Source organism: Corallococcus exercitus (assembly GCF_042231735.1).
GTDB classification, from domain to species: domain Bacteria; phylum Myxococcota; class Myxococcia; order Myxococcales; family Myxococcaceae; genus Corallococcus; species Corallococcus exercitus_B.
In genome coordinates this window covers 494,296-518,536 of record NZ_CP102577.1, presented here as the reverse complement: position 1 = coordinate 518,536, position 24,241 = coordinate 494,296, and the positions used below count along the sequence as shown (strand labels likewise).

The following is a 24,241-nucleotide window of genomic DNA, read 5'->3' as shown; positions in this document are numbered from 1 at the left end:
ACCTCCACGAAGCGCCTCATCGAGCGGCCCGCACTGTGTGTGATTGCGTCCGTGGACACCCAGGAGCTTGCCGTGCGCGATTCACGCGCCCCGGACATCCTGGCCGCCGGGCTCAGTCCGCCTCGTGTTTGGACAAGGTAACCGTTCGGTGAGATAGCTGGCCCCCAGTTCACGTCGTCGCGCACTTCAGGAAGACGCCGCTCCACAGGAGGAGTCGGCGCCCGTCCGTGCGACACGAAGGAGCTGGCGCCAACATGACCCTCCCCTCTGATGACAAGCGCTCGCGGCTGGCCGAATTGCTGCGTGGAAAGATCCGTCCGTCCACCCGCGTGGCCGCCTCCTTCGGGCAGGAACGGATGTGGCTCCAGGAGCGGCTGTCACCCGGCAACGCGGCGCTCCACATGGCCGTCACCGTGCGCCTCTCCGGGAAGCTGGACCCCGTGGCGCTCTCCCGGGCCTTCCAGGCCGTCGTGGACCGCCATGACGCGCTTCGCACCACCTTCCCGGAGCACGAGGGCCGGCCGCTCCAGCAGGTCGCTCCGGACCTGGAGCTGTCCATCGCGGAGGTGGACCTGGGGGGCCTGCCTGAAGCGCAGCGTGAACCCGAGGCCTTGCGCCGTGTGCGGGAAGACGTCCGTGTGCCGTTCGACCTGGAGCGGGGGCCGCTGCTTCGCGCGGTGCGCTATCGGCTCTCCGCGCAAGAGCACCTGCTGCTCGTCACGGTCCACCACATCGTGTCCGACGGCTGGTCCATGGGCGTGCTGGTCCGCGAGGTGGCGGAGCTGTACCAGGCCTTCGCGTCCGGCCAGCCGTCGTCCCTGACGGCTTTGCCGTTGCAGTACGCGGACTTTGCCGCGTGGCAGCGGCAGGGGTCGCAGGGGGACGCGCTCGAAGCGCAGCTGTCGTACTGGCGCCAGCGGTTGGATCCTCACGCCGTGCTGGAGCTGCCCTCGGACCGTCCGCGCCCCGCGAACATGGACGTCCAGGGCGCGCGCCACTCCATCGTCCTGTCCCTGGTGCTCACCCAGGCCCTCAAGGAGCTGGGCCAGCGCGAGGGCCGCACGCTGTTCTCCGTGCTGCTGGCGGCGTTCAACGTCCTGCTCCAGCGCTACTCCGGTCAGGACGACCTCACCGTTGGCACCCCTGTCGCCGGCCGCTCGCGCTCCGAGCTCGAAGGCCTCATCGGCCTGTTCGTCAACACGCTCGTCCTGCGTTCGGACCTGTCCGGGGACCCGTCCTTCCGTCAGCTGTTGGGCCAGGTGCATGACTCCGCCCTTGGCGCCTTCGCGCACCAGGACGTGTCCTTCGAAAAGCTGGTGGAGGTGCTCCAGCCCTCGCGCCGGCTGAACGTCTCACCGCTGTTCCAGGTGATGTTCGTCCTGCAGAACGCGCCGCTCTCCCTCCCTCCCCTCCCCGGCCTGCGCATGGATGCACAGCCGGTGGACGCGGGCGCGGCCCGGTTCGACCTGACGCTCATCGCCACCGAAGAGGCTCGCGGCCTGCGCCTCATCGCCGAGTACCGCACCGCCCTCTTCGACGAAACCACCGTCGCGCGCATGCTGGGGCACCTGCGTTCGCTGCTCCAGGCCGTCGTCCTGGACGCCGGACAGCGTGTGTCCGCGCTGCCCCTCATGGACGAGGTCGAGCAGCGTCAGGTGCTGCTCGACTGGAACGCGACGGCGGCTGATTTCCCCCGCGCGGCCACCCTGCCGGAGCTGATCCAGGCGCAGGTGGAGCGCACGCCCGACGCGGTTGCTTTGGTGTTCGAGGGCCGCACGCTCACGTACCGGGAGCTGGATGCGCGGGCCAACCAGCTCGCCCATGCCCTCATCGCACGGGGCGTGGGTCCCGAGGTTCGCGTCGGCCTGCTGCTGGAGCGCTCGCTGGAGCTCGTCGTGGCCCTGCTCGCCACGCTCAAGGCCGGCGGCGCCTACGTCCCCTTCGACCCCGCCTACCCCGCCCAACGCCTCACCTGGATGCTGGAGGACGCGCGTCCCGCCGTGCTGCTGGCCCAGGAGCACCTGCTGTCGCGTCTGCCCGCACATGACGCCCAGGTGCTGTGCATCGACACCCAGTGGGAGGACATCGCGCTCCAGCCCCGGCATGCGCCTCCTCCTCGCGCCACCGCCGATGGTCTGGCCTACGTCATCTTCACCTCCGGTAGCACCGGCCGTCCCAAGGGCGCGATGAATGCCCATGGCCCGGTCGTCAACCGGCTGCTGTGGATGCAGTCCGCCTATGGCCTGGGGCCTTCGGACGTCGTCCTGCAGAAGACGCCCTTCAGCTTCGACGTCTCCGTCTGGGAATTCTTCTGGCCTCTCATGACGGGCGCGCGCCTCGTCGTCGCGAAGCCTGGGGGACACCAGGACCCGACGTACCTCGCGCGCCTCATCTCCGAGGCCGGTGTCACCACGCTGCACTTCGTGCCCTCCATGCTCCAGGTGTTCCTGGAGGAGCCCGGCCTGGAAGCGTGCACCTCCCTGCGCCGCGTGGTGTGCAGCGGCGAGGCCCTGCCGGTGGAGCTTGCCGAGCGCTGCTTGCGGCGGCTGCCGTGGGCCGGGCTGCACAACCTCTACGGCCCCACCGAGGCCGCCGTCGACGTCACCTTCCACCAGTGCCTGCCGGGTGAGTCGCGACGCTCCGTGCCCATTGGCCGGCCGGTGGCCAATACCCATATCCGCCTGCTGGACTCCCGCCTGGAGCCCGTGCCCGTGGGTGTGCCGGGAGAGCTCTTCATCGGCGGCGTGCAGGTGGGGCGCGGCTACCTGGGACGCCCGGAGCTGACGGCCGAGCGCTTCATCCCGGATGCCTTCAGCGACTCGCCGGGCGCGCGGCTGTACCGCACCGGCGACGTGGCCCGCTGGCTGCCCGACGGCGCCATCGAGTACGTGGGCCGTGCGGACTTCCAGGTGAAGGTGCGCGGCCTGCGCATCGAGCTGGGCGAGATTGAGTCCGCTCTGGAGCAGCACCCCGGCGTGCGCCAGGCGGTGGTCGTGGCCCGTGAGGACGCTGCCGGTGACAAGCGGCTGGTGGCCTACGTCGCATGCCGGAGTGGCGCGGAGACGGTGGACGTCTCCGCGCTGCGCTCGCGGCTGCACGAGAAGCTGCCGGAGTACATGGTGCCCTCCGCGTTCGTGGTGCTGGAGGCCCTGCCCCTGACGCCCAGTGGCAAGGTGGACCGCAAGGCCCTGCCGGCCCCGGAGGCCCCGGTCTCCACCGCTGAGTACGTCGCCCCGCGCAACCCCACCGAGGAGAAGCTCGCGGCACTCTGGGCCCAGGTGCTGCGCGTTCCCCGCGTGGGCGCCACCGACCACTTCTTCGAGCTGGGCGGCCACTCGCTCCTGGCCACGCAGATGGTCTCACGCGTGCGCGCGGTCTTCGGCGTGGAGCTGGCCCTGCGCACCGTCTTCGAGGCCCCGACGTTGGAAGGCCTCGCGCGGCACCTCGACGCGACCAGCGCGTCGGAACCCGCGACCGGGTTGCCACCCCTGGTGCCGGTGCCGCGCGGGGACGCTCCGCCGCTGTCCTTCGCCCAGCAGCGGCTGTGGCTGATTGATCAGCTGGAGCCCGGGACGGCCACGTACAACATGCCCGTCGCCCTACGGCTGTCCGGGGCTCTGGACGTCGATTCCCTGCGCCGGGGGCTCGAGGCGCTGGTGCACCGGCACGAGGCCCTGCGCACCACGTTCCGCGACACGCCCGAAGGCCCCGTCCAGATCATCGCGCCGCCTTCCGCCCTGGCGCTGGACCTCACCGACCTGCGCTCCCTGCCGCACGAGGAGCGTCAGGCCGAGGCACGCCGCCGCGCCACCGCCGAGGCCGTTCGCCCCTTCACGCTCACCACCGGGCCCCTGCTGCGCGCGGCCCTCCTGGTCCTGGAGGAGCAGGAGCACCTGCTGCTCCTGACGATCCACCACATCGTGTCCGACGGCTGGTCCCTGGGCGTGCTCGTCCGCGAGGTGGCGGAGTTGTACCGGGCCTTCGCTTCCGGCCAGGCCCCGTCCCTGACACCGCTGCGCCTGCAGTACGCGGACCATGCCGCATGGCAGCGCCAGTGGATGCGGGGGGACGCGCTCGAAGCACAGCTGTCGTACTGGCGTCAGCGGTTGGATCCGCACGCCGTGCTGGAGCTGCCTACGGACCGGCCACGCCAGGCGCAGCCCGACGGCCGGGGGGCTCGCTACGAGTTGCTGTTGCCCCTTCCGCTCGTCCAGCGCCTCAAGCTCGTGGCCCTGCGCGAGGGCCGCACGCTGTTCTCCGTGCTGCTGGCGGCGTTCAACGTCCTGCTCCAGCGCTACTCCGGTCAGGACGACCTCGCCGTCGGCACTCCCGTCGCCGGCCGCTCGCGCTCCGAGCTCGAAGGCCTCATCGGCCTGTTCGTCAACACGCTCGTCCTTCGCGCGGACCTGTCCGGGGACCCGTCCTTCCGTGAGCTGCTGAGCCAGGTGCATGACTCCGCCCTTGGCGCCTTCGCGCACCAGGACGTGCCCTTCGAGAAGCTGGTGGAGGTGCTCCAGCCCTCGCGCTGGCTGAACGTCTCACCGCTGTTCCAGGTGATGTTCGTCCTGCAGAACGCGCCCCTGTCGCTCGTGCCGCTTCCCGGCCTGCGCATGGACACGTTGCCGGTGGACGGCGGCGTGGCCCGCTTCGACCTGACGCTCATCGCCTCCGAGGAGGCTCGCGGCCTTCGCCTCTCCGCCGAGTACCGCACCGCCCTCTTCGACGAGGCCACCGTCGCGCGCATGCTGGGACACCTGCGTTCGCTGCTCCAGGCCGTCGTCCGGGACGTGCGGCAGCCCGTGTCCGCGCTACCGCTCATGGACGAGGCCGAGCAGCGCCAGGTGCTCATCGACTGGAACGACACGCGGTCGCCCTTCCCCGACGAGCTCTCCATCCACCAGCGCTTCGCGGATCAGGCGCGCGCGAGGCCGGACGCGGTGGCCGTGGTCTTCGGTGATGACCACCTCACGTACCGGCAACTGGATGAGCGCGCCAACCAGCTTGCCCATGCGCTCATCGGCCTGGGCGTGCGTCCGGGCACTCCCGTGGCGCTGGGCCTCGGGCGCTCGCTCGACCTCATCGTCGCCATCCTGGGTGTCCTCAAGGCCGGCGGGGCCTACGTCCCGCTGGAGATGAACTACCCCCACGAGCGCCTCGCCATGCTGCTGGAGGACTCCGGGGCGCCCGTGCTGGTGACCCGCTCCGATTGGGAGCAGAGCCTTCCGTCGTTCTTCGGCGCCACCCTGCTGATGGATGACGACGCCGCGCTGCTCGCGAACAAGCCCACGCACGCGCCCGCCGTGTTCACCTCGGCGGACAGCCTCGCCTACGTGATGTTCACCTCGGGCTCCACCGGCCGGCCCAAGGGCGTCATGGTGGCCCACCGCGGCGTCGTGCGGCTGGTGTGCGGCGCGTCCTACTTCCGCTTCGGCCCGGAGCACCGTTACCTCCAACTGGCGGCCATCGCCTTCGACACCTCCACTCAGGAGATCTGGGGCGCGCTGCTGCACGGAGCCCAGCTGGTGCTCGCGCCGCCGCATTCGCTGTCGCTGGAGGAGCTCGCAGCCCTCTTCCGCCGCCACGCCCCCACCAGCGTCATCCTCACCACGGCGCTCTTCGAGCAGCTGGCGCTCCACCAGGGAGACACGCTGGCGCGCGTGCCCCAGCTCATGGTCGGTGGCGACGTGATGCCCGCGGAGCGCGCCCGCCAGCACCTGGCGAAGCTGGCTCCCGGCTCCGTGCTCGTCAACGGCTACGGCCCGACAGAGAACACCACCGCCTCCACCGCCCATGTCATGGGCCCGGGGGCCACCGTCGGGCACGCGGTGCCCATCGGCAAGCCCATCGGGCAGTCCACGACCTACGTGCTGGATACCCACCTGCGGCCCGTGCCCGTGGGCGTGGCTGGGGAGCTGTTCGTCGGAGGCGACGGCCTCGCGTGGGGCCATCTGCGCCGCCCCGACCTCACCGCCGAGCGCTTCGTTCCGCATCCCTTTGCCGCGATTCCGGGCGAGCGCCTCTACCGCACGGGCGACAAGGCCCGCTGGCGCGCGGACGGCACGCTGGAGTTCCTGGGCCGCATCGACTTCCAGGTGAAGGTGCGCGGCTTCCGCATTGAACCGGGCGAGGTGGAGTCCGCGCTGCAGCAACTGCCCGGTGTCGCCGAGACGCTGGTGATGGCCCGCGAGGACGTGCCCGGCGACAAGCGCCTCGTCGCCTACGTCGCCATTCCCTCCGGGGCCGGTGGACCGACGCTGGATGCCGCGGCGCTGCGAGCCCACCTCCAGCAACTGCTGCCCGCGCACATGGTGCCCTCCTCCTTCGTCGTGATGGAGGCCCTGCCCCTCACGCCCAATGGCAAGGTGGACCGCAACGCCCTTCCCGCGCCCACCGCGACCGCGCTGGAGCCGGGACGCTACGTGCCCCCGACGACTCCCACCGAGCAGAAGCTCGCGGCCCTCTGGACCGAGGTGCTCCGCGTGGAGCGCATCGGCGCGGAGGACGACTTCTTCGAGGCGGGTGGACATTCGCTGCTGGCCACCCAGCTTGTCTCGCGCGTGCTCGCGGCCTTCGGCGTGGAGCTGCCGCTTCGCACCTTCTTCGAGGCGCCCACCCTGGCGGCGCTCGCCCGGCGCATCGACGAGGCCGGGCCTCGGGCTTCCGTGGAGGGGCCTGCGTTGACGCCGGTGCCTCGCACGGGGGACCTGCCGCTGTCCTTCGCGCAGCAGCGGCTGTGGCTGATTGATCAGCTGGAGCCTGGGAACCTCGCCTACAACATTCCCACGGCCCTGCGGATGCAGGGGGTCGTGGACGTCGCGGCGCTGGAGCGGGCCTTCCGCGCCCTCATCGAGCGGCACGAACCCCTCCGCACAACCTTCGCGCCACGGCAGCCCGAGCCCGTCCAGGTCATCCACCCCGCTGTCGACTTCTCCCTGCCCGTGGTGGACCTGAGCGCACGGGGAGACGCGGCGCTGGAGGAGTCGCGGCGCCTGGCCTCCGCCGAGGCCATGCGTCCGTTCGATCTCGCGCAAGGGCCGCTGCTGCGCGTCCAGTTGCTGAGGCTCGCGGCCACCGAGCACGTACTGCTCTTGACGATGCACCACATCGTCTCCGACGGCTGGTCCACGGGCGTGCTCGTGCGGGAGCTTGTCTCCTTCTACGAGGCGTTCCGTGAAGGGCGGACGCCGGACGTGGCCCCGCTGCCCGTGCAGTACGCGGACTACGCGGCATGGCAGCGGTCGTGGTTGCAGGGGGAGGTGCTGGAGGCGCAGCTGGGCTACTGGAAGCAGCAGCTCACGGGCGCTCCTGCCCTGCTGGAGCTGCCCACGGACAGGCCGCGTCCCGCCGTGCAGTCCCAGCGCGGTGCGTCCCTGCCCGTGCACCTGCCGCTGTCCGATGCGCTCACGGACTTCTGCCAACGTGAAGGCGTCACGCCCTTCATGGCCCTGCTGGCGGCCTTCCAGGTGCTGCTGTCGCGCTACTCCGGCCAGGAGGATGTCTCCGTCGGCACGCCCATCGCCGGCCGCACCCGGGGGGAGACCGAGGGCCTCATCGGCCTGTTCATCAACACCCTGGTCCTGCGCTCCCACGTCGCGCCGGACGCTTCGTTCCGGCAGCTCCTGGCCCAGGTGCGTGACACCACCCTGGCCGCCTACGAGCACCAGCACCTGCCCTTCGAGAAGCTCGTCGAGGAGCTGCAACCGCAGCGCAGCCTGAGTCACTCGCCTCTCTTCCAGGTGATGCTCGTGCTGCAGAACGCGCCAGCCTCGGAGCTGAGTCTTTCGGGGCTGTCCTTCCAGCCGCTCGCGCGCGACTTCGAGGCGACCAAGTCCGACCTCACCCTGTCACTCTCCCAGACGCCGCATGGCCTCACCGGCACCCTGGGCTACCGCACCGACCTCTTCGTGGAGGCCACCATCTCCCGCATGGTCGAGCACCTGCGCGTCCTCTTGGAGGCCGCGCTCGCTTCGCCCGACTCACACGTCAGTGAGCTGCCGCTGCTGACGGACGCGGAGAAGAAGCTGCTCCTCTCGGACTTCGTCTCCACCGCGGCGCCGCTTCCTCCGCCGTGCAGCGTGCACTCCCTCTTCGAGCAGCGCGCGGCCCTCCAGCCGGATGCGCCCGCCGTGGCGTGCGACGGCCAGGTACTTACCTACGGAGAGCTGGACGCGCGCGCCAACCAGTTGGCCTGGCACCTGCGCTCGCTGGGCGTCGGCACTGACTCGTGCGTCGCCCTGTGCCTGGAGCGCTCCGTCGAAACCGTTGTTGCCTTGCTGGGCGTCTGGAAGGCCGGGGGTGCCTACGTGCCACTGGACCCGGCTCAGCCTGCCCTACGCTTGCAGTCCCTCGTGCAGGAAGTCTCCGCGCCCGTCGTCGTTACGGTGGCTCGCCACGCGTCCTCCTTCGCATCCACTTCCGCGCATGCCGTCCGCCTGGATGAAGACGCCCTGGCGCTTTCGCGCCTGCGCACCGACGCCCCTCCGGGGGAGGCGCATCCGGACTCCCTCGCCTACGTCCTCTTCACTTCGGGCTCCACTGGCAGGCCCAAGGGCGTCGCCGTCGCGCACTCCCAGCTCTTCACCTACGTCGACTCCGTGACGCAGCGCCTGGGCCTGGAGGCCTGCGCAAGCTTCGCGCTCGTCTCCACCTTCGTCGCCGACCTGGGCAACACCGTCCTCTTCCCCGCCCTCACCACGGGTGGGCTCCTGCACGTCCTCTCCCAGGAGTGCGCCTCCAGCCCCGCGGCACTGGCCGACTACTTCGCGCGTCACCCCATCGACTGCATGAAGGTGGTGCCTTCGCACCTGGCCGCATTGCTTACTGCTCCCGAGCCTCGCCACGTCCTGCCTCGCAAGCGTCTGGTGCTCGGCGGTGAGTCCTCCACCTGGGCCCTGCTCCAGTCCGTGCATGCGCTCGCTCCGGACTGCGAGGTTCACAACCACTACGGCCCCACCGAGACGACCGTTGGCGTGCTCGCAGGCCGTGTGCTCCTGCCTCCGGCAAATCCGACTCCCGCCTCCGTGGCACTGGGCTGGCCGCTGGCGCACTCTCGCCTCTACGTCCTGGATGCTTCGCTGCGGCCCACTCCGCTGGGCGTCCCCGGCGAGCTCTTCGTCGGTGGCGCACAGGTGACGCGCGGCTACCTCGGCCGCCCTGACTTGACGGCCGAGCGCTACGTGCCGGATCCGTTCAGCCCTATTGCCGGTGCTCGCATGTACCGCACGGGTGACCGCGTGCGCTGGCTCGCGGACGGCCGCGTGGAGTTCCTCGGCCGCGTCGACTTCCAGGTGAAGGTGCGTGGCTTCCGCGTGGAGCCCGGCGAAATCGCCACCGTGCTTCGTGCACTTCCCTCCGTGCATGAAGCCGTCGTCGTGGCTCGCGAGGATTCTCCCGGCGAGGCACGCCTCGTCGCCTACGTCGTCGCGGACTCCACGGACGTGTCCTCGCTCCGCGACGCCCTGAAGCAGCGGCTGCCCGAGTACATGGTGCCCTCCGCCTTCGTCTTCCTGGAGGCCCTGCCCCTCACTCCCAACGGCAAGGTCGACCGCAAGGCCCTTCCCGTTCCCGAAGCCACCAGCTCTTCCTCCGCCTACGTCGCCCCGGGCACGCCTACCGAGGAGAAGCTCGCGTCCCTCTGGGCCGAGGTGCTGCGCCTTCCCCGCGTAGGCTCCACCGACCACTTCTTCGAGCTGGGCGGACACTCGCTGCTGGCCACGCAGCTCGTGGCCCGCGTGCGCGCGGCTTTCGACGTGGAGCTGCCCCTGCGCTCCGTCTTCGAAGCCCCGAGCCTGACAGGCCTCGCGCGCCGCATCGATGACGCCAGGGCCCGTACGTCCGGGCTTCTGGCACCACCCCTCGTCGCGGTGCCTCGCACGGGGGAGCTGCCGCTGTCGTTCGCGCAGCAGCGGCTCTGGTTCCTGGATCAGCTCCAGCCTGGAACGGCCACGTACAACATGCCGTACGCGCTGCGCCTGGAGGGTCCAGCCGACGTCTCCGCCCTGGAGCGCGCCTTCCACGAGCTCATCCGCCGTCACGAGTCCCTGCGCACCACCTTCCACGCGCACGCGGGCGAGCCCGTCCAGCGCATCCACTCCTCCGTGGACTTCATCCTGGACCGGGTGGACCTGGAGCACCTCACCGAGGAGGCGCGTCAGACGGAAGCGCAGCGGCTCGCCGCCGAGGAAGCGCTGCGTCCCTTTGAGCTCACCCGGGGCCCGCTGCTGCGCGCCTCGCTCCTGAAGCTCACCGAGCACCAGCACGTGCTGCTCGTGACACTGCACCACATCGTCTCGGACGGATGGTCTCGCGGGGTGCTCGTGCGCGAGGTGGCCGCGCTCTATGCGGCCTTCGTCCAGAACAGGCCTTCACCGCTTCCCGACCTGCCCTTGCAGTATGCCGACTTCGCCGTCTGGCAGCGCTCGTGGCTGCAAGGCGATGCGCTCGGAGCGCAGCTGGACTACTGGAAGCAGCAGCTCTCCGGTGCTCCCGCCCTGCTGGAGCTGCCCACGGACAAGCCGCGTCCCGCAGTGCAGTCTCAGCGCGGTGCGTCCCTGCCCGTGCACCTGCCTCTGTCTTTGTCAGCGGCGCTGTCCGACTTCTGTCAGCGCGAGGGCGTCACGCCCTTCATGGCCCTGCTGGCCGCCTTCCAGGTGCTGCTGTCGCGCTACTCCGGCCAGGAGGACGTCTCCGTCGGCTCTCCCATCGCTGGCCGCACTCGCGCGGAGACCGAGGGCCTCATCGGCTTCTTCGTCAACACACTCGTGTTGCGCTCGAACGTGCAGCCCGCGGCTTCGTTCCGCCAGCTCGTGGCCCAGGTGCGTGACACCACCCTGGCCGCCTACGAGCACCAGCACCTGCCCTTCGAGAAGCTCGTCGAGGAGCTGCAGCCACAGCGCAGCCTGAGTCACTCGCCCCTCTTCCAGGTCATGCTCGTGCTGCAGAACATGCCTGCCACGGAGCTGAGCCTCGCGGGCCTGACCTTCCGGCCCCTGGAGCAGGACTTCGAGTCCACCAAGTTCGATCTGCGGCTCTCCCTGACGCAGACACCCCAGGGTCTCACGGGAGCCCTTGGCTACCGCACGGACCTGTTCGAGCAGGCCACCGTCTCCCGCATGGTGGAGCACCTGCGCGTCCTGCTGGAGGCCGCGCTTGCCTCTCCTGGGATGCTTGTCAGTGAGTTGCCGCTCCTGACGGACACGGAGCGGAAGCTGCTGCTTCAGGACTTCGTCTCCACGGAGGCGCCGCTTCCTCTGCCTCGGAGCGTGCACTCCCTCTTCGAACAGCGGGCTGCCCTCCAGCCGGATGCGCCCGCCGTGGCGTGCGACGGCCAGGTGCTCACCTACGGAGAGCTGGACGCACGTGCCAACCAGTTGGCCTGGCACCTGCGCTCGCTGGGCGTCGGCACCGATTCGTGCGTCGCCCTGTGCCTGGAGCGCTCCGTCGAGACTGTCGTTGCGCTGCTGGGCGTCTGGAAGGCCGGTGGTGCCTACGTGCCGCTGGATCCGGCTCAGCCCGCATTGCGCTTGCAGTCCCTGGTGCAGGAAGTCTCCGCGCCCGTCGTCGTTACGGTGGCTCGCCACGCGTCCGCGTTTGCCTCTTCCAGCGCGCACGTCGTTCGTCTGGATGAGGACGCCCTGGCGCTTTCGTGCCTGCGCACCGATGCGCCTCCCGCCAAGGCATTGGCGGACTCTCTCGCCTACGTCCTCTTCACTTCGGGCTCCACCGGCAGGCCCAAGGGCGTCGCCGTCGCGCACTCCCAGCTCTTCACCTACGTCGACTCCGTGACGCAGCGACTGGGCCTGGAGGCTTGCTCCAGCTTCGCGCTCGTCTCCACCTTCGTCGCCGACCTGGGCAATACCGTCCTCTTCCCCGCCCTCACCACGGGTGGGCTCCTGCACGTCCTCTCCCAGGAGTGCGCTTCCAGCCCCGCGGCACTGGCCGACTACTTCGCGCGTCATCCCATTGACTGCATGAAGGTGGTGCCTTCGCACCTGGCCGCATTGCTCACCGCTCCCGAGCCTCGCCACGTCCTGCCTCGCAAGCGTCTGGTGCTCGGCGGTGAGTCCTCCACCTGGGCCCTGCTCCAGTCCGTGCATGCGCTCGCTCCGGACTGCGAGGTGCACAACCACTACGGCCCCACCGAGACGACTGTCGGCGTGCTCGCAGGCCGCGTGCAGCTGCCTCCGGCACACCCGGCTCCCGCCTCCGTGGCACTGGGCTGGCCGCTGGCGCACTCCCGCCTCTACGTCCTGGATGCTTCGCTGCGGCCCACGCCTCTGGGCGTCCCCGGCGAGCTCTTCGTCGGTGGCGCGCAGGTGACGCGTGGCTACCTCGCTCGGCCTGACCTGACGGCTGAGCGGTACGTGCCGGATCCGTTCAGCCCCATCCCTGGCGCTCGCATGTACCGCACGGGTGACCGCGTGCGCTGGCTCGCGGACGGCCGCGTGGAGTTCCTCGGCCGCGTCGACTTCCAGGTGAAGGTGCGTGGCTTCCGCGTGGAGCCCGGCGAAGTCGCCACCGTGCTGCGGACGCTTCCCTCCGTGAACGAAGCCGTCGTCGTGGCTCGCGAAGACTCCCCCGGCGACACGCGCCTGGTCGCCTACGTCGTCGCGGACTCCACGGACGTGTCCGCGCTTCGGGAGAGCCTGAAGCAGCGGCTGCCCGAGTACATGGTGCCCTCCGCCTTCGTCTTCCTGGAGGCCCTGCCTCTCACTCCCAACGGCAAGGTCGACCGTCAGGCGCTGCCCATCCCGCAGGCATCCGCATCCTCCACCGGGTACGTCTCCCCAACCACTCCCACCGAGGAACTGCTCGCGTCCCTCTGGGCCGACGTGCTGCGCCTGGAACGCGTTGGCATCGCGGAGGACTTCTTCGCCCTCGGCGGCCATTCACTGCTGGCCACACAGCTGGTCTCCCGCATCCGTTCCGCCTTCGGCGTGGAAGTGCCGCTGCGCGCGCTCTTCGAGGCGCCCACCATCGCGGCCCTCGCACCGCGCATCGAGGCCGCGCGACAGGCGCATGCTTTCCAGGCCCCTCCGCTGGCGCCGGCGCCGCGCACGGGAGAGCTGCCGCTGTCTTTCGCGCAGCAGCGCCTGTGGTTCATGGATCAGCTCGTCCCCGGGTCGTCCACCTACAACATCCCGTCCATCCTCCGGCTGGAAGGCGAGCTGCACCTCGAAGCCCTGAGGCAGAGCCTCACCGAGCTGGTGCGCCGCCACGAGGCCCTGCGCACCACCTTCTCCGAAACCCAGGGTCAGCCCTTCCAGCGCATCGCTTCCCCCAGCGACCTGCCCCTGCCGATGGTGGACCTCCGCCACCTGGGCGATGCGGCTTTCGACGAAGCGCGGCACCTGGCGTCCATCGAGGCCCAGCGTCCCTTCAACCTGGCCGCCGGTCCGCTCGTGCGCGCGCTGCTGCTGAAGCTCACGCCTACCGAGCACGTGCTCGTCTTCACCCTGCACCACATCGTGTCCGACGGCTGGTCCCGCGGTGTCCTCATCCGCGAGGTGGCCGCGCTCTACACGGCCTTCTCCGAAGGTCAGCCCTCACCCCTGCGTGAGCTGCCCATCCAGTACGCCGACTACGCCCTCTGGCAGCGCTCCTGGTTGCAGGGCGAGGTGCTCGACACCCAGCTTGCCTACTGGCGCCAGCGCCTCTCGGACGCGGCTCCGCTGGAGCTGGCCACTGACTTCCCCCGCCCCGCCGTGCAGAAGGCCCACGGTGGCGTGCAGCCACTGCGGCTGCCCCTGCCGCTGACGGGTGCGCTCAAGGCGCTCGCCCAGCGTGAAGCAGTCACGCCCTTCATGCTCCTGATGGCTGCCTTCCAGGCGCTGCTGGCCCGCTACTCCGGCCAGGAGGACATCAGTGTCGGCACGCCCATCGCCGGCCGTACTCGCGTGGAGACCGAGGGCCTCATCGGCTTCTTCGTCAACACGCTCGTCCTTCGCTCTCACGTCGCGTCGGGTGCCTCGTTCCGCCAGTTGCTCCAGCAGGTGCGTGAAGCGTCCCTCGGCGCCTACGCACACCAGGACATCCCCTTCGAGCGACTCGTCGAGGACCTGAGGCCCCAGCGCGACCTGACGCGCCCGCCGCTCTTCCAGGCCCTCTTCGCCCTGCAGAACACGTCCATGCCTTCGCTCCAGCTCCCCGGGCTCTCCCTGCGAGGCCTGGAGCTGGAGGGCCACAACGTCAAGGCCGAGCTGGAGCTGTTCGTCTTCGAGTCCTCCGACGGCTTCGAGGGCGCGCTCTGCTTCAACACCGACCTCTTCGCTCCCGCTACCGCACAGCGCATGGCGCGGCACTTCGTCTCCCTTGTCGAAGCGCTCGTCTCCCATCCCGAGGCGCCGCTCGCCTCCGCGCCCATGCTTTCCCAGGACGAGCTGCGCCAGCTCCTGGTGCAGTGGAACGACACGCGGTCGCCGTTCCCCGACGAGCTCTCCATCCACCAGCGCTTCGCGGATCAGGCGCGCGCGGTGCCCGACGCGGTGGCCGTGGTCTTCGGTGATGACCACCTCACGTACCGGCAGCTGGATGAGCGCGCCAACCAGCTCGCCCATGCGCTCATCGGCCTGGGCGTGCGTCCGGGCACTCCCGTGGCGCTGGGCCTCGGGCGCTCGCTCGACCTCATCGTCGCCATCCTGGGTGTCCTCAAGGCCGGCGGGGCCTACGTCCCGCTGGAGATGAACTACCCCCACGAGCGCCTCGCCATGCTGCTGGAGGACTCCGGGGCGCCCGTGCTGGTGACCCGCTCCGATTGGGAGCAGAGCCTTCCGTCGTTCTTCGGCGCCTCCCTGCTGATGGATGACGACGCCGCGCTGCTCGAGCGCAAGCCGACTCATGCGCCCAGGGTGCCCGCATCGCCGGACAGCCTCGCCTACGTGATGTTCACCTCCGGCTCCACCGGCCGGCCCAAGGGCGTCATGGTGCCCCACCGCGGCGTCGTGCGGCTGGTGTGCGGCGCGTCCTACTTCCGCTTCGGTCCGGAGCACCGCTACTTCCAGCTGGCCCCCACCGCCTTCGACGCGTCCACGATGGAGATCTGGGGTGCGCTGCTGCACGGGGCCCAGCTGGTGCTCGCGCCGCCGCATTCGCTCTCGCTGGAGGAGCTCGCGGCCTTCTTCCGCCGCCATTCCCCGACGAGCGTCGTCCTCACCACGGCCCTCTTCGAGCAGCTGGCAATCCATCAGGGCGAGACCCTGGCGCGGGTCAACCAGCTCATGATCGGTGGCGACGTGATGCCCGCCGAGCGCGCCCGCCAGCACCTGGCGAAGCTGGCTCCTGGATCCGTGCTCGTCAACGGCTACGGCCCGACAGAGAACACCACCGCCTCCACCGCCCACGTCATGGGCCCGGGGTCCCCCGTCGGGCACGCGGTGCCCATCGGCAAGCCCATCGGGCAGTCCACGGTCTACGTGCTGGATACCCACCTGCGGCCTGTGCCCGTGGGCGTGGCTGGGGAGCTGTTCGTCGGTGGCGCCGGCCTCGCGTGGGGCTACCTGCGCCGCCCCGACCTCACCGCCGAGCGCTTCATTCCCAATGCCTTCACGTCCTCGCCCGGTGAGCGCCTCTACCGCACGGGCGACAAGGCCCGCTGGCGCGCGGACGGCACGTTGGAGTTCCTGGGCCGCACCGACTTCCAGGTGAAGGTGCGCGGCTTCCGCATCGAACCGGGTGAGGTGGAGTCCGCATTGCAGCGGCTGCCCGGTGTCGCCGAGACGCTGGTGATGGCCCGCGAGGACGTGCCCGGCGACAAGCGCCTCGTCGCCTACGTCGCCATTCCCTCCGGGGCCGGTGGACCGACGCTGGATGCCGCGGCGCTGCGAGCCCACCTCCAGCAACTGCTGCCTGCGCACATGGTGCCCTCCTCCTTCGTCGTGATGGAGGCCCTGCCCCTCACGCCCAATGGCAAGGTGGACCGCAACGCCCTTCCCGCCCCCACCGCGACCGCGCTGGAGCCGGGACGCTACGTGCCCCCGACGACTCCCACCGAGCAGAAGCTCGCGGCCCTCTGGACCGAAGTGCTCCGCGTGGAGCGCATCGGCGCGGAGGACGACTTCTTCGAGGTGGGTGGACATTCGCTGCTGGGGACCCAGCTCGTCTCGCGGATCCGCTCCGCCCTTGGCGTGGAGCTGCCCCTGCGTGCCCTCTTCGAGGCTCCCACGCTCGCCCGGCTCGCCCTCCGTGTGGACGAAGCGCTACAGGCCACCGAAGGCACCGCCCTGCCGGCACCCGCCGCCATCGCGCGTGGCGATGAAGCGCCGCTGTCGTTCGCTCAGCAGCGACTGTGGTTCCTGGATCAGCTCCAGCCCGGGACGGCCACGTACAACATCCCGGGCGCCCTGCGCCTGGACGGGCCGCTGGACCTGACAGCCTTGGAGCGCTCCTTCCGCGAGCTCCTCCAGCGCCACGAGTCCCTGCGCACCACCTTCCATGAGCACGCAGGCGAGCCCGTCCAACGATTCCACGCCACTGCCGACTTCAGCCTGGATGTGCAGGACCTGGAGCACCTCGCTCCGGACGCCCGCGACGCGGAGGCCCGGCGTCTCGCTGGCGCCGAAGCCTTGCGCCCCTTCGACCTCGCGAAGGGTCCGCTGCTGCGCGCCTCGCTGCTGAGGCTCGCTGAGCACCAGCACGTGCTGCTCGTGACGATGCACCACATCGTCTCCGACGGCTGGTCCATGGGCATCCTCGTGCGCGAACTGGGTGCCCTCTACCGCGCCTTCGCCGCCGGCCTGGACTCACCGCTGGCTGCACTGCCCCTCCAGTACGCCGACTACGCTCTCTGGCAGCGCAACTGGTTGCAGGGTGACGCCCTTGAGCGGCAGCGCTCCTGGTGGCGTCAGCACCTGTCCGGCGCACCGCGTGCGCTGGAGCTGCCCACCGACTTCCCGCGTCCCGCCGTCCAGTCCTTCGCTGGCGCCTCCGTCCAGTTCCTGCTTCCCGCGGAGCTTGCCAACGGCCTCCAGACGCTGGCCCAGTGTAACGGCGCCACGCTCTTCATGGCGCTGCTGGCCTCCACCCAGGCCTTGCTCGCGCGCCACTCCGGGCAGGACGACATCGTCATCGGCTCGCCCATCGCGGGCCGCCGCTTCGCGGAGCTCGAAGGCCTCATCGGCTTCTTCATCAACACGCTCGCGCTGCGCTCCCGCCTGGATGACGGCCCCACCTTCGTGGAACTGCTGGGCCGCGTGCGTGAAGCCACCCTCGGGGCCTACGCGCACCAGGACATTCCCTTCGAGAAGCTCGTCGAAGAGCTGCAGCCCCAGCGCGACCTGAGCCGCTCACCGCTCTTCCAGGTGATGCTCATCCTCCAGAACACGCCCCGCGCGGAGGAAGGCGCACGGCCCGACGCCCTGTCCCTGCGCCCCGTCGAGCAGGACGGCAGCACGTCCTCGAAGTTCGACCTCTCCTTCGTCTTCACGGACTCGCCCCAGGGGCTGGCCGGCTCCGTCACGTACAGCACCGCCCTGTTCCGCGAGGACTCCATTCGCCGGCTCATCAGCCACCTGCGCGTGCTGCTTCAGGCCGTCGTCCTGGATGCCGGGCAGCCTGTGTCCGCGCTGCCCCTCATGGACGAGGCCGAGCAGCGCCAGGTGCTGCTCGACTGGAACGACACCCGCGTCGACTTCCCGCGCGCAGCCACCCTGCCGGAGCTGACCCAGGCGCAAGTGGAGCGCACACCGGATGCCGTGGCGCTCATTTTCGAGGACCGTACGCTCACGTACCGGGAGCTGGATGCGCGGGCCAATCAGCTCGCCCATGCCCTCATCGCGCGCGGCGTGGGGCCCGAGGTTCGCGTCGGCCTGCTGCTGGAGCGCTCCCTGGAGCTCGTCGTCGCCCTGCTCGCCACGCTCAAGGCCGGCGGCGCCTACGTCCCCTTCGACCCCGCCTACCCCGCCCAGCGCCTCACCTGGATGCTGGAGGACGCGCGCCCCGCCGTGCTGTTGGCCCAGGAGCACCTGCTGTCGCGCCTGCCCGCGCATGACGCCCAGGTGCTGTGCATCGACACCCAGTGGGAGGCCATCGCGCTCCAGCCCCGGCATGCGCCTCCCCCTCGCGCCACCGCCGACGGCCTGGCCTACGTCATCTTCACCTCCGGCAGCACGGGGCGCCCCAAGGGCGCGATGAATGCCCATGGCCCCGTCGTCAACCGGCTGCTGTGGATGCAGTCCGCCTACGCCTTGGGCCCTTCGGACGTCGTCCTGCAGAAGACGCCCTTCAGCTTCGACGTCTCCGTCTGGGAGTTCTTCTGGCCCCTCATGACGGGCGCACGCCTCGTTGTCGCCAAGCCCGGCGGCCACCAGGACCCGGCCTACCTCGCGCGCCTCATCTCCGAGGCCGGCGTCACCACGCTGCACTTCGTGCCCTCCATGCTCCAGGTGTTCCTGGAGGAGCCCGGGCTGGAAGCGTGCACCTCCCTGCGCCGCGTGGTGTGCAGCGGCGAGGCCCTGCCGGTGGAGCTTGCCGAGCGCTGCTTGCAGCGGCTGCCGTGGGCCGGGCTTCACAACCTCTACGGCCCCACCGAGGCCGCCGTCGACGTCACCTTCCACCCGTGCCTGCCGGGTGAGTCGCGACGCTCCGTACCCATTGGCCGACCGGTGGCCAATACCCAGATCCGCCTGCTGGACTCCCGCCTGGAGCCGGTGCCCGTGGGCGTGCCGGGAGAGCTCTTCATTGGCGGCGTGCAGGTGGGACGCGGCTACCTGGGACGCCCGGAGCTGACGGCCGAGCGCTTCATTCCGGATGCCTTCAGCGACACACCGGGCGCGCGGCTGTACCGCACGGGCGACGTGGCCCGCTGGCTGCCCGACGGTGCCATCGAGTACGTGGGCCGTGCGGACTTCCAGGTGAAGGTGCGCGGCCTGCGCATCGAGTTGGGCGAGATTGAGTCCGCGCTGGAGCAGCACCCCGGCGTGCGCCAGGCGGTGGTCGTGGCCCGCGAGGACGTGGCTGGCGACAAGCGCCTCGTCGCCTACGTCGTCCCCGCCTCCGCGACCCTCGACATCGCCACCGTGCGCGAGGCCCTGCGGCAGCGGCTGCCCGAGTACATGGTGCCCTCCGCCTTCGTCGCGCTGGAGGCCCTGCCGCTCTCACCCAACGGCAAGCTCGACCGCAACGCGCTTCCCGCGCCGGAGGCCTCCGCGCAGGAACGTGAGTCGTACACGCGCCCAAGCACGCCCACCGAGGAACTGCTGGCCGGCCTCTGGGCCAACGTGCTCCGTGTGGATCGCATCGGACGCGAGGACGACTTCTTCGCGCTCGGTGGCCACTCCTTGATGGCCACGCAGCTCGTCTCGCGGATCCGCTCCGCCTTCGGCGTGGAGCTGCCCCTGCGTGCCCTCTTCGAGGCCCCCACGCTCGCCCGGCTCGCCCTCCGTGTGGACGAAGCGCTACAGGCCACCGAAGGCACCGCCCTGCCGCCACCCGCCGCCATCGCGCGTGGCGATGAAGCGCCGCTGTCGTTCGCTCAGCAGCGACTGTGGTTCCTGGATCAGCTCCAGCCCGGGACTTCCACGTACAACATCCCGGGCGCCCTGCACCTGGACGGGCCGCTGGACCTGACAGCCTTGGAGCGCTCCTTCCGCGAGCTCCTCCAGCGTCACGAGTCCCTGCGCACCACCTTCCATGAGCACGCGGGCGAGCCCGTCCAACGCTTCCACTCCACCGCTGACTTCACCCTGCACGTGCAGGACCTGGAGCACCTCGCTCCGGACGCGCGCGAAGCTGAGGCCCGGCGTCTTGCTGGCGCCGAAGCCCTGCGCCCCTTCGACCTCGCGAAGGGCCCGCTGCTCCGCGCCTCGCTGCTGAGGCTTGCCGAGCAGCAGCACGTGCTGCTCGTGACGATGCACCACATCGTCTCCGACGGCTGGTCCATGGGCATCCTCGTGCGCGAGCTGGGTGCCCTCTACCGCGCCTTCTCCACAGGCCTCACTTCGCCACTGGCTGCACTGCCCCTCCAGTACGCGGACTACGCTCTCTGGCAGCGCAACTGGTTGCAGGGAGACGCCCTCGAGCGGCAGCGCTCCTGGTGGCGTCAGCACCTGACCGGCGCACCGAGCGCGCTGGATCTGCCCACCGATTTCCCCCGTCCCGCCGTCCAGTCCTTCCGCGGCGCCTCCGTCCAGTTCCTGCTCCCCCAGGAGCTTTCCAACGGCCTCCAGACGCTGGCCCAGCGGCACGGCGCCACGCTCTTCATGGCGCTGCTGGCTTCCACCCAGGCCCTGCTCGCGCGCCACTCCGGGCAGGACGACGTCGTCATCGGCTCGCCCATCGCGGGCCGCCGCTTCGCGGAGCTCGAAGGCCTCATCGGCTTCTTCATCAACACGCTCGCGCTGCGCTCCCGCTTGGATGACGGCCCCACCTTCGTGGAACTGCTCGGCCGCGTGCGTGAAGCCACCCTCGGGGCCTACGCGCACCAGGACATCCCCTTCGAGAAGCTCGTCGAGGAGCTTCAGCCTCAGCGCGACCTGAGCCGCTCACCGCTCTTCCAGGTGATGCTCATCCTCCAGAACGCGCCCCGCGCGGAGGAAGGTGCACGGCCTGACATCCTGTCCCTGCGCCCCGTCGAGCAGGACGGAAGCACGTCCTCGAAGTTCGACCTCACCTTCGCCTTCACGGACTCGCCCCAGGGTCTGGCCGGTTCCATCACGTACAGCACCGCCTTGTTCCGCGAGGACTCCATCCGCCGGCTCGTCGGCCATCTGCGCGTGCTGCTGGAGGCCGCCGTTCGCACGCCAGGAACACGCGTGCACGACCTGCCCCTGCTCCCGCCCGAGGAGTGCCAGCAGGTGCTCCTCGCGTGGAACGACACTGCCCGTCCCTTCGACGCCACCCGCGTCCACTCCCGGTTCGAAGCCCAGGCCACCCGCACACCGGACGCGGTCGCGCTCGTCGCCGGAGAGGAGCGGCTCACCTACCGTGAGCTCCACCAGCGAGTCCTGCGCCTCTCACGCAGGCTCCAGGCGCTGGGCGTGCGCCCGGATGAGCCCGTGGCCCTGTGCGCCCGCCGCGCTCCGGACATGGTCGTGGCGATGCTCGCCATCCTCCATGCTGGCGGCGCCTACCTGCCGTTGGATCCGGGCTACCCGGCGGACCGCCTCGCCTGGATGCTCCGCGACTCGCGGGCCCGCGTGCTCGTCACCCAACGGCCGCTGCGGGACGCGGTGCCGGCGGACGGGCTGGACGTGGTGTTCATCGAGGAGACCGGCGACGGCGAGGCCGCGCACGCTCCGGGTGCCTCCCTGCCCGCGACGCTGGCCTACGTCATCTACACGTCGGGAAGCACAGGCCGCCCCAAGGGCGTCATGGTGACCCATCACACCCTCTCGAACTTCCTGGAGGCCATGGACGCGGAGCTGGAGACGTCCACTCCAGGCACCTGGCTCGCCGTCACCAGCATCTCCTTCGACATCCACGTCCTGGAGCTGCTCTGGACGCTGACGCGCGGCTTCCAGGTCGTCCTCCACGACGAGCAGGCCGTGGCCCGGAGCGGCGCGCTCCCGCTCGCGCAGCTGCTGCGTCGCCACGCTGTCACCCACCTGCAGTGCACGCCCGCCTTCGCGCGCACACTCGTGCTGGCGCCCGACTCCGTGACGTCGCTGGGAGCACTGCGGCACCTGCTCGTCGGCGGCGAAGCCTTGCCCGGGGCGCTCGCGCTCCAGCTGCGGGAAGCCGTGCCCTCGGCCTTGCTGCGCAACATGTATGGGCCCACGGAGACCACCGTCTATTCCTCCGTGCACGCCGTCACCGGCGAGGCACTGCCCGCCACCATCTCCATTGGCGCGCCCATCGCGAACACGCGCCTGTACGTGTTGGATCCGCGGGGCCAGCCCGTGCCCGTGGGTGTTCCCGGTGAGCTCTTCATCGCGGGCGACGGCGTGGTGCGCGGCTACCTGGCGCGCCCGGAACTGACCGCCGAGCGCTTCGTGCCGGATGCCCTCTCCGGCGACCCCGGCGCTCGCATGTACCGCACGGGCGACCTCGCGCGCTGGCGCTCCGACGGGACGCTCGACTTCCTGGGCCGCACCGACTTCCAGGTGAAGGTGCGTGGCTTCCGCATCGAACCCGGAGAGGTGGAGGCCGCTCTCGTCCGGCACCCGGACGTGCTCCAGGCAGTGGCCGGGGCCCGGCTCGACGCTTCCGGCGATGGCAGGCTCGTGGCGTGGCTGGTGCTGCGGGACGGACAAACGCTGGAGCCCGCGGCGCTGCGCGACTTCGCCCGCCAGCACCTGCCCGAGCACCTGGTGCCGTCGCTCTTCATGGCGCTGGATGCGTTCCCGCTCACGCCCAATGGCAAGGTGGACCGCAAGGCCCTGCCCCTGCCGGAGGCTCCGGTCTCCACCGCCGGGTATGTCGCCCCGCGCACGCCCACCGAGGAGCAGGTCGCGGCGCTCTGGGCCCAGGTGCTTCGCGTGCCGCGCGTGGGTGCCACCGACCACTTCTTCGAACTGGGCGGTCACTCACTCCTGGCCACGCAGCTCGTCTCGCGCCTGCGCGCCACGTTCGGCGTCGAGCTGCCCCTCCAGGCGCTGTTCGAAGGGCCGACCCTGGCGGAGGTGGCGGCACGCATCGACGCCGCGCTCCAGTCCGGCCAGCTCGCGGCGGCGCCGCCCCTCCAGCGCGCGCCGTCCTCCGAGGCGCTGCCCGTCTCGTACTCGCAGCACCGGGTGTGGTTGCTCGACCAGCTGGCCCCCGGCGGCACGGCCTTCAACATGCCCCTGGCCCTGCGCCTGTCGGGAGCGCTGGACGTCCAGGCCCTGCGCCACGCCCTCGAGGCCCTGGTGCACCGGCACGAAGCCCTGCGCACCACGTTCCGCGCGACCGCCGAGGGCCCCATCCAGGTCATCGCGCCGCCCGGCCCCCTGACGCTGGAGCCCATCGACCTGCGCTCGCTGCCCGCCGACGCGCGTGAGGCCGAGGCGCAGCGACGCTCCGACGCGGAGGCCTTGCGTCCCTTCGACCTGGCCACGGGCCCGCTGCTGCGCGTGTCGCTGCTGGTCCTGGACGCCGGGGAGCACGTGCTGCTCCTCACGCTGCATCACATCATCAGCGACGGCTGGTCCATGTCCGTGATGGTGCGCGAGGTGGTGGAGCTCTACCGGGCCTTCGCCACCCACACCCCCGCGTCCCTGCCGCCCCTGCCCCTCCAGTTCGGCGACTACGCCGCCTGGCAGCGCCAGTGGCTGCAAGGGGACGTGCTGGAGGAGCAGCTCACCTGGTGGCGGCGCCAGCTGGACGGGGCACCGCAAGCGCTGGAGCTGCCCACCGACCGGCCCCGCGCGCCCCACGCCTCGCTCCGTGCGGGGCTGCTCCCCGTGGAGCTTCCGCTGGCGCTGAGCGAAGCCGTGGAGGCGCTCTGCCGCCGCGAGGGCGTCACGCCCTTCATGTTCCTGCTGGCGGCCTTCCAGGTGCTCCTGGCGCGCTACTCCGGCCAGGACGACATCAGCGTGGGTTCGCCCGTCGCGGGCCGCAACCGCGCGGAGCTGGAAGGGCTCATCGGCTTCTTCCTCAACACCCTGGTCCTGCGCACCCGCCTGGACGGGGACCCCACCGTGCGCGAGCTGCTGGCCCGTGTGCGCACCACCGCGCTGGACGCCTTCGCGCACCAGCACGTGCCCTTCGAACAGCTCCAGCCGATGCGCGACCTGCACCAGGCGCCGCTGTTCCAGGTGATGTTCATTCTCCAGAACACGCCCCCGGCGGAGCTGTCCGTCCCGGGGCTGACGTTCCGCGCGCTCCCGTCGCGAGGCCGCGCCGCCAAGTTCGACCTGACGCTGGCGCTCAGCCGGACCGAGAGGGGCTTCACGGGGACCCTGGAGTATGCCCAGGACTTCTACGACGCCTCCACCGCCGAGCGGCTGATGCACCACCTGCGCGTGCTGGTGGAGGCCCTGGTGGCCGCTCCCGAGCGCCGGCTCTCCGCGCTCCCGCTGCTGACGGAAGCGGAGCGCCAGCAGGTGCTGGTGGACTGGAACGCCACGCGCGCGGACTTCCCCGACGCCTGCGTGCACACCCTCTTCGAGGCCCAGGTGCGCCGCGCGCCAGACGCACGCGCCGCCACGTTCGGGGGAACGCACCTCACGTACGCGGAGCTGGACACCCGCGCCAACCAGGTCGCCCACGCGCTGCGCCGCCGGGGTGTCGGGCCCGAGGTGCGCGTGGCCCTGAGCGTGGAGCGCTCGCTGGACGTCGTCATCGGCCTGCTGGGCATCCTCAAGGCCGGAGGCGCGTGGGTGCCGGTGGA

The 24,241-nt window shown here is 70.7% G+C and carries 1 protein-coding gene (cut by a window edge); it reads left to right on the top strand.

From position 1 onward, the window contains the following. The first annotated feature begins 254 nt into the window (after positions 1–254). A protein-coding gene (locus NR792_RS02210; protein WP_375758405.1) for a non-ribosomal peptide synthase/polyketide synthase crosses the window boundary here: on the top strand, positions 255–24,241 show its 5' portion. The gene runs 12,295 nt beyond the window's last position; 23,987 of the gene's 36,282 nt are visible here — the first part of the coding sequence; its start codon is at positions 255–257; its stop codon lies beyond the right edge, outside the window.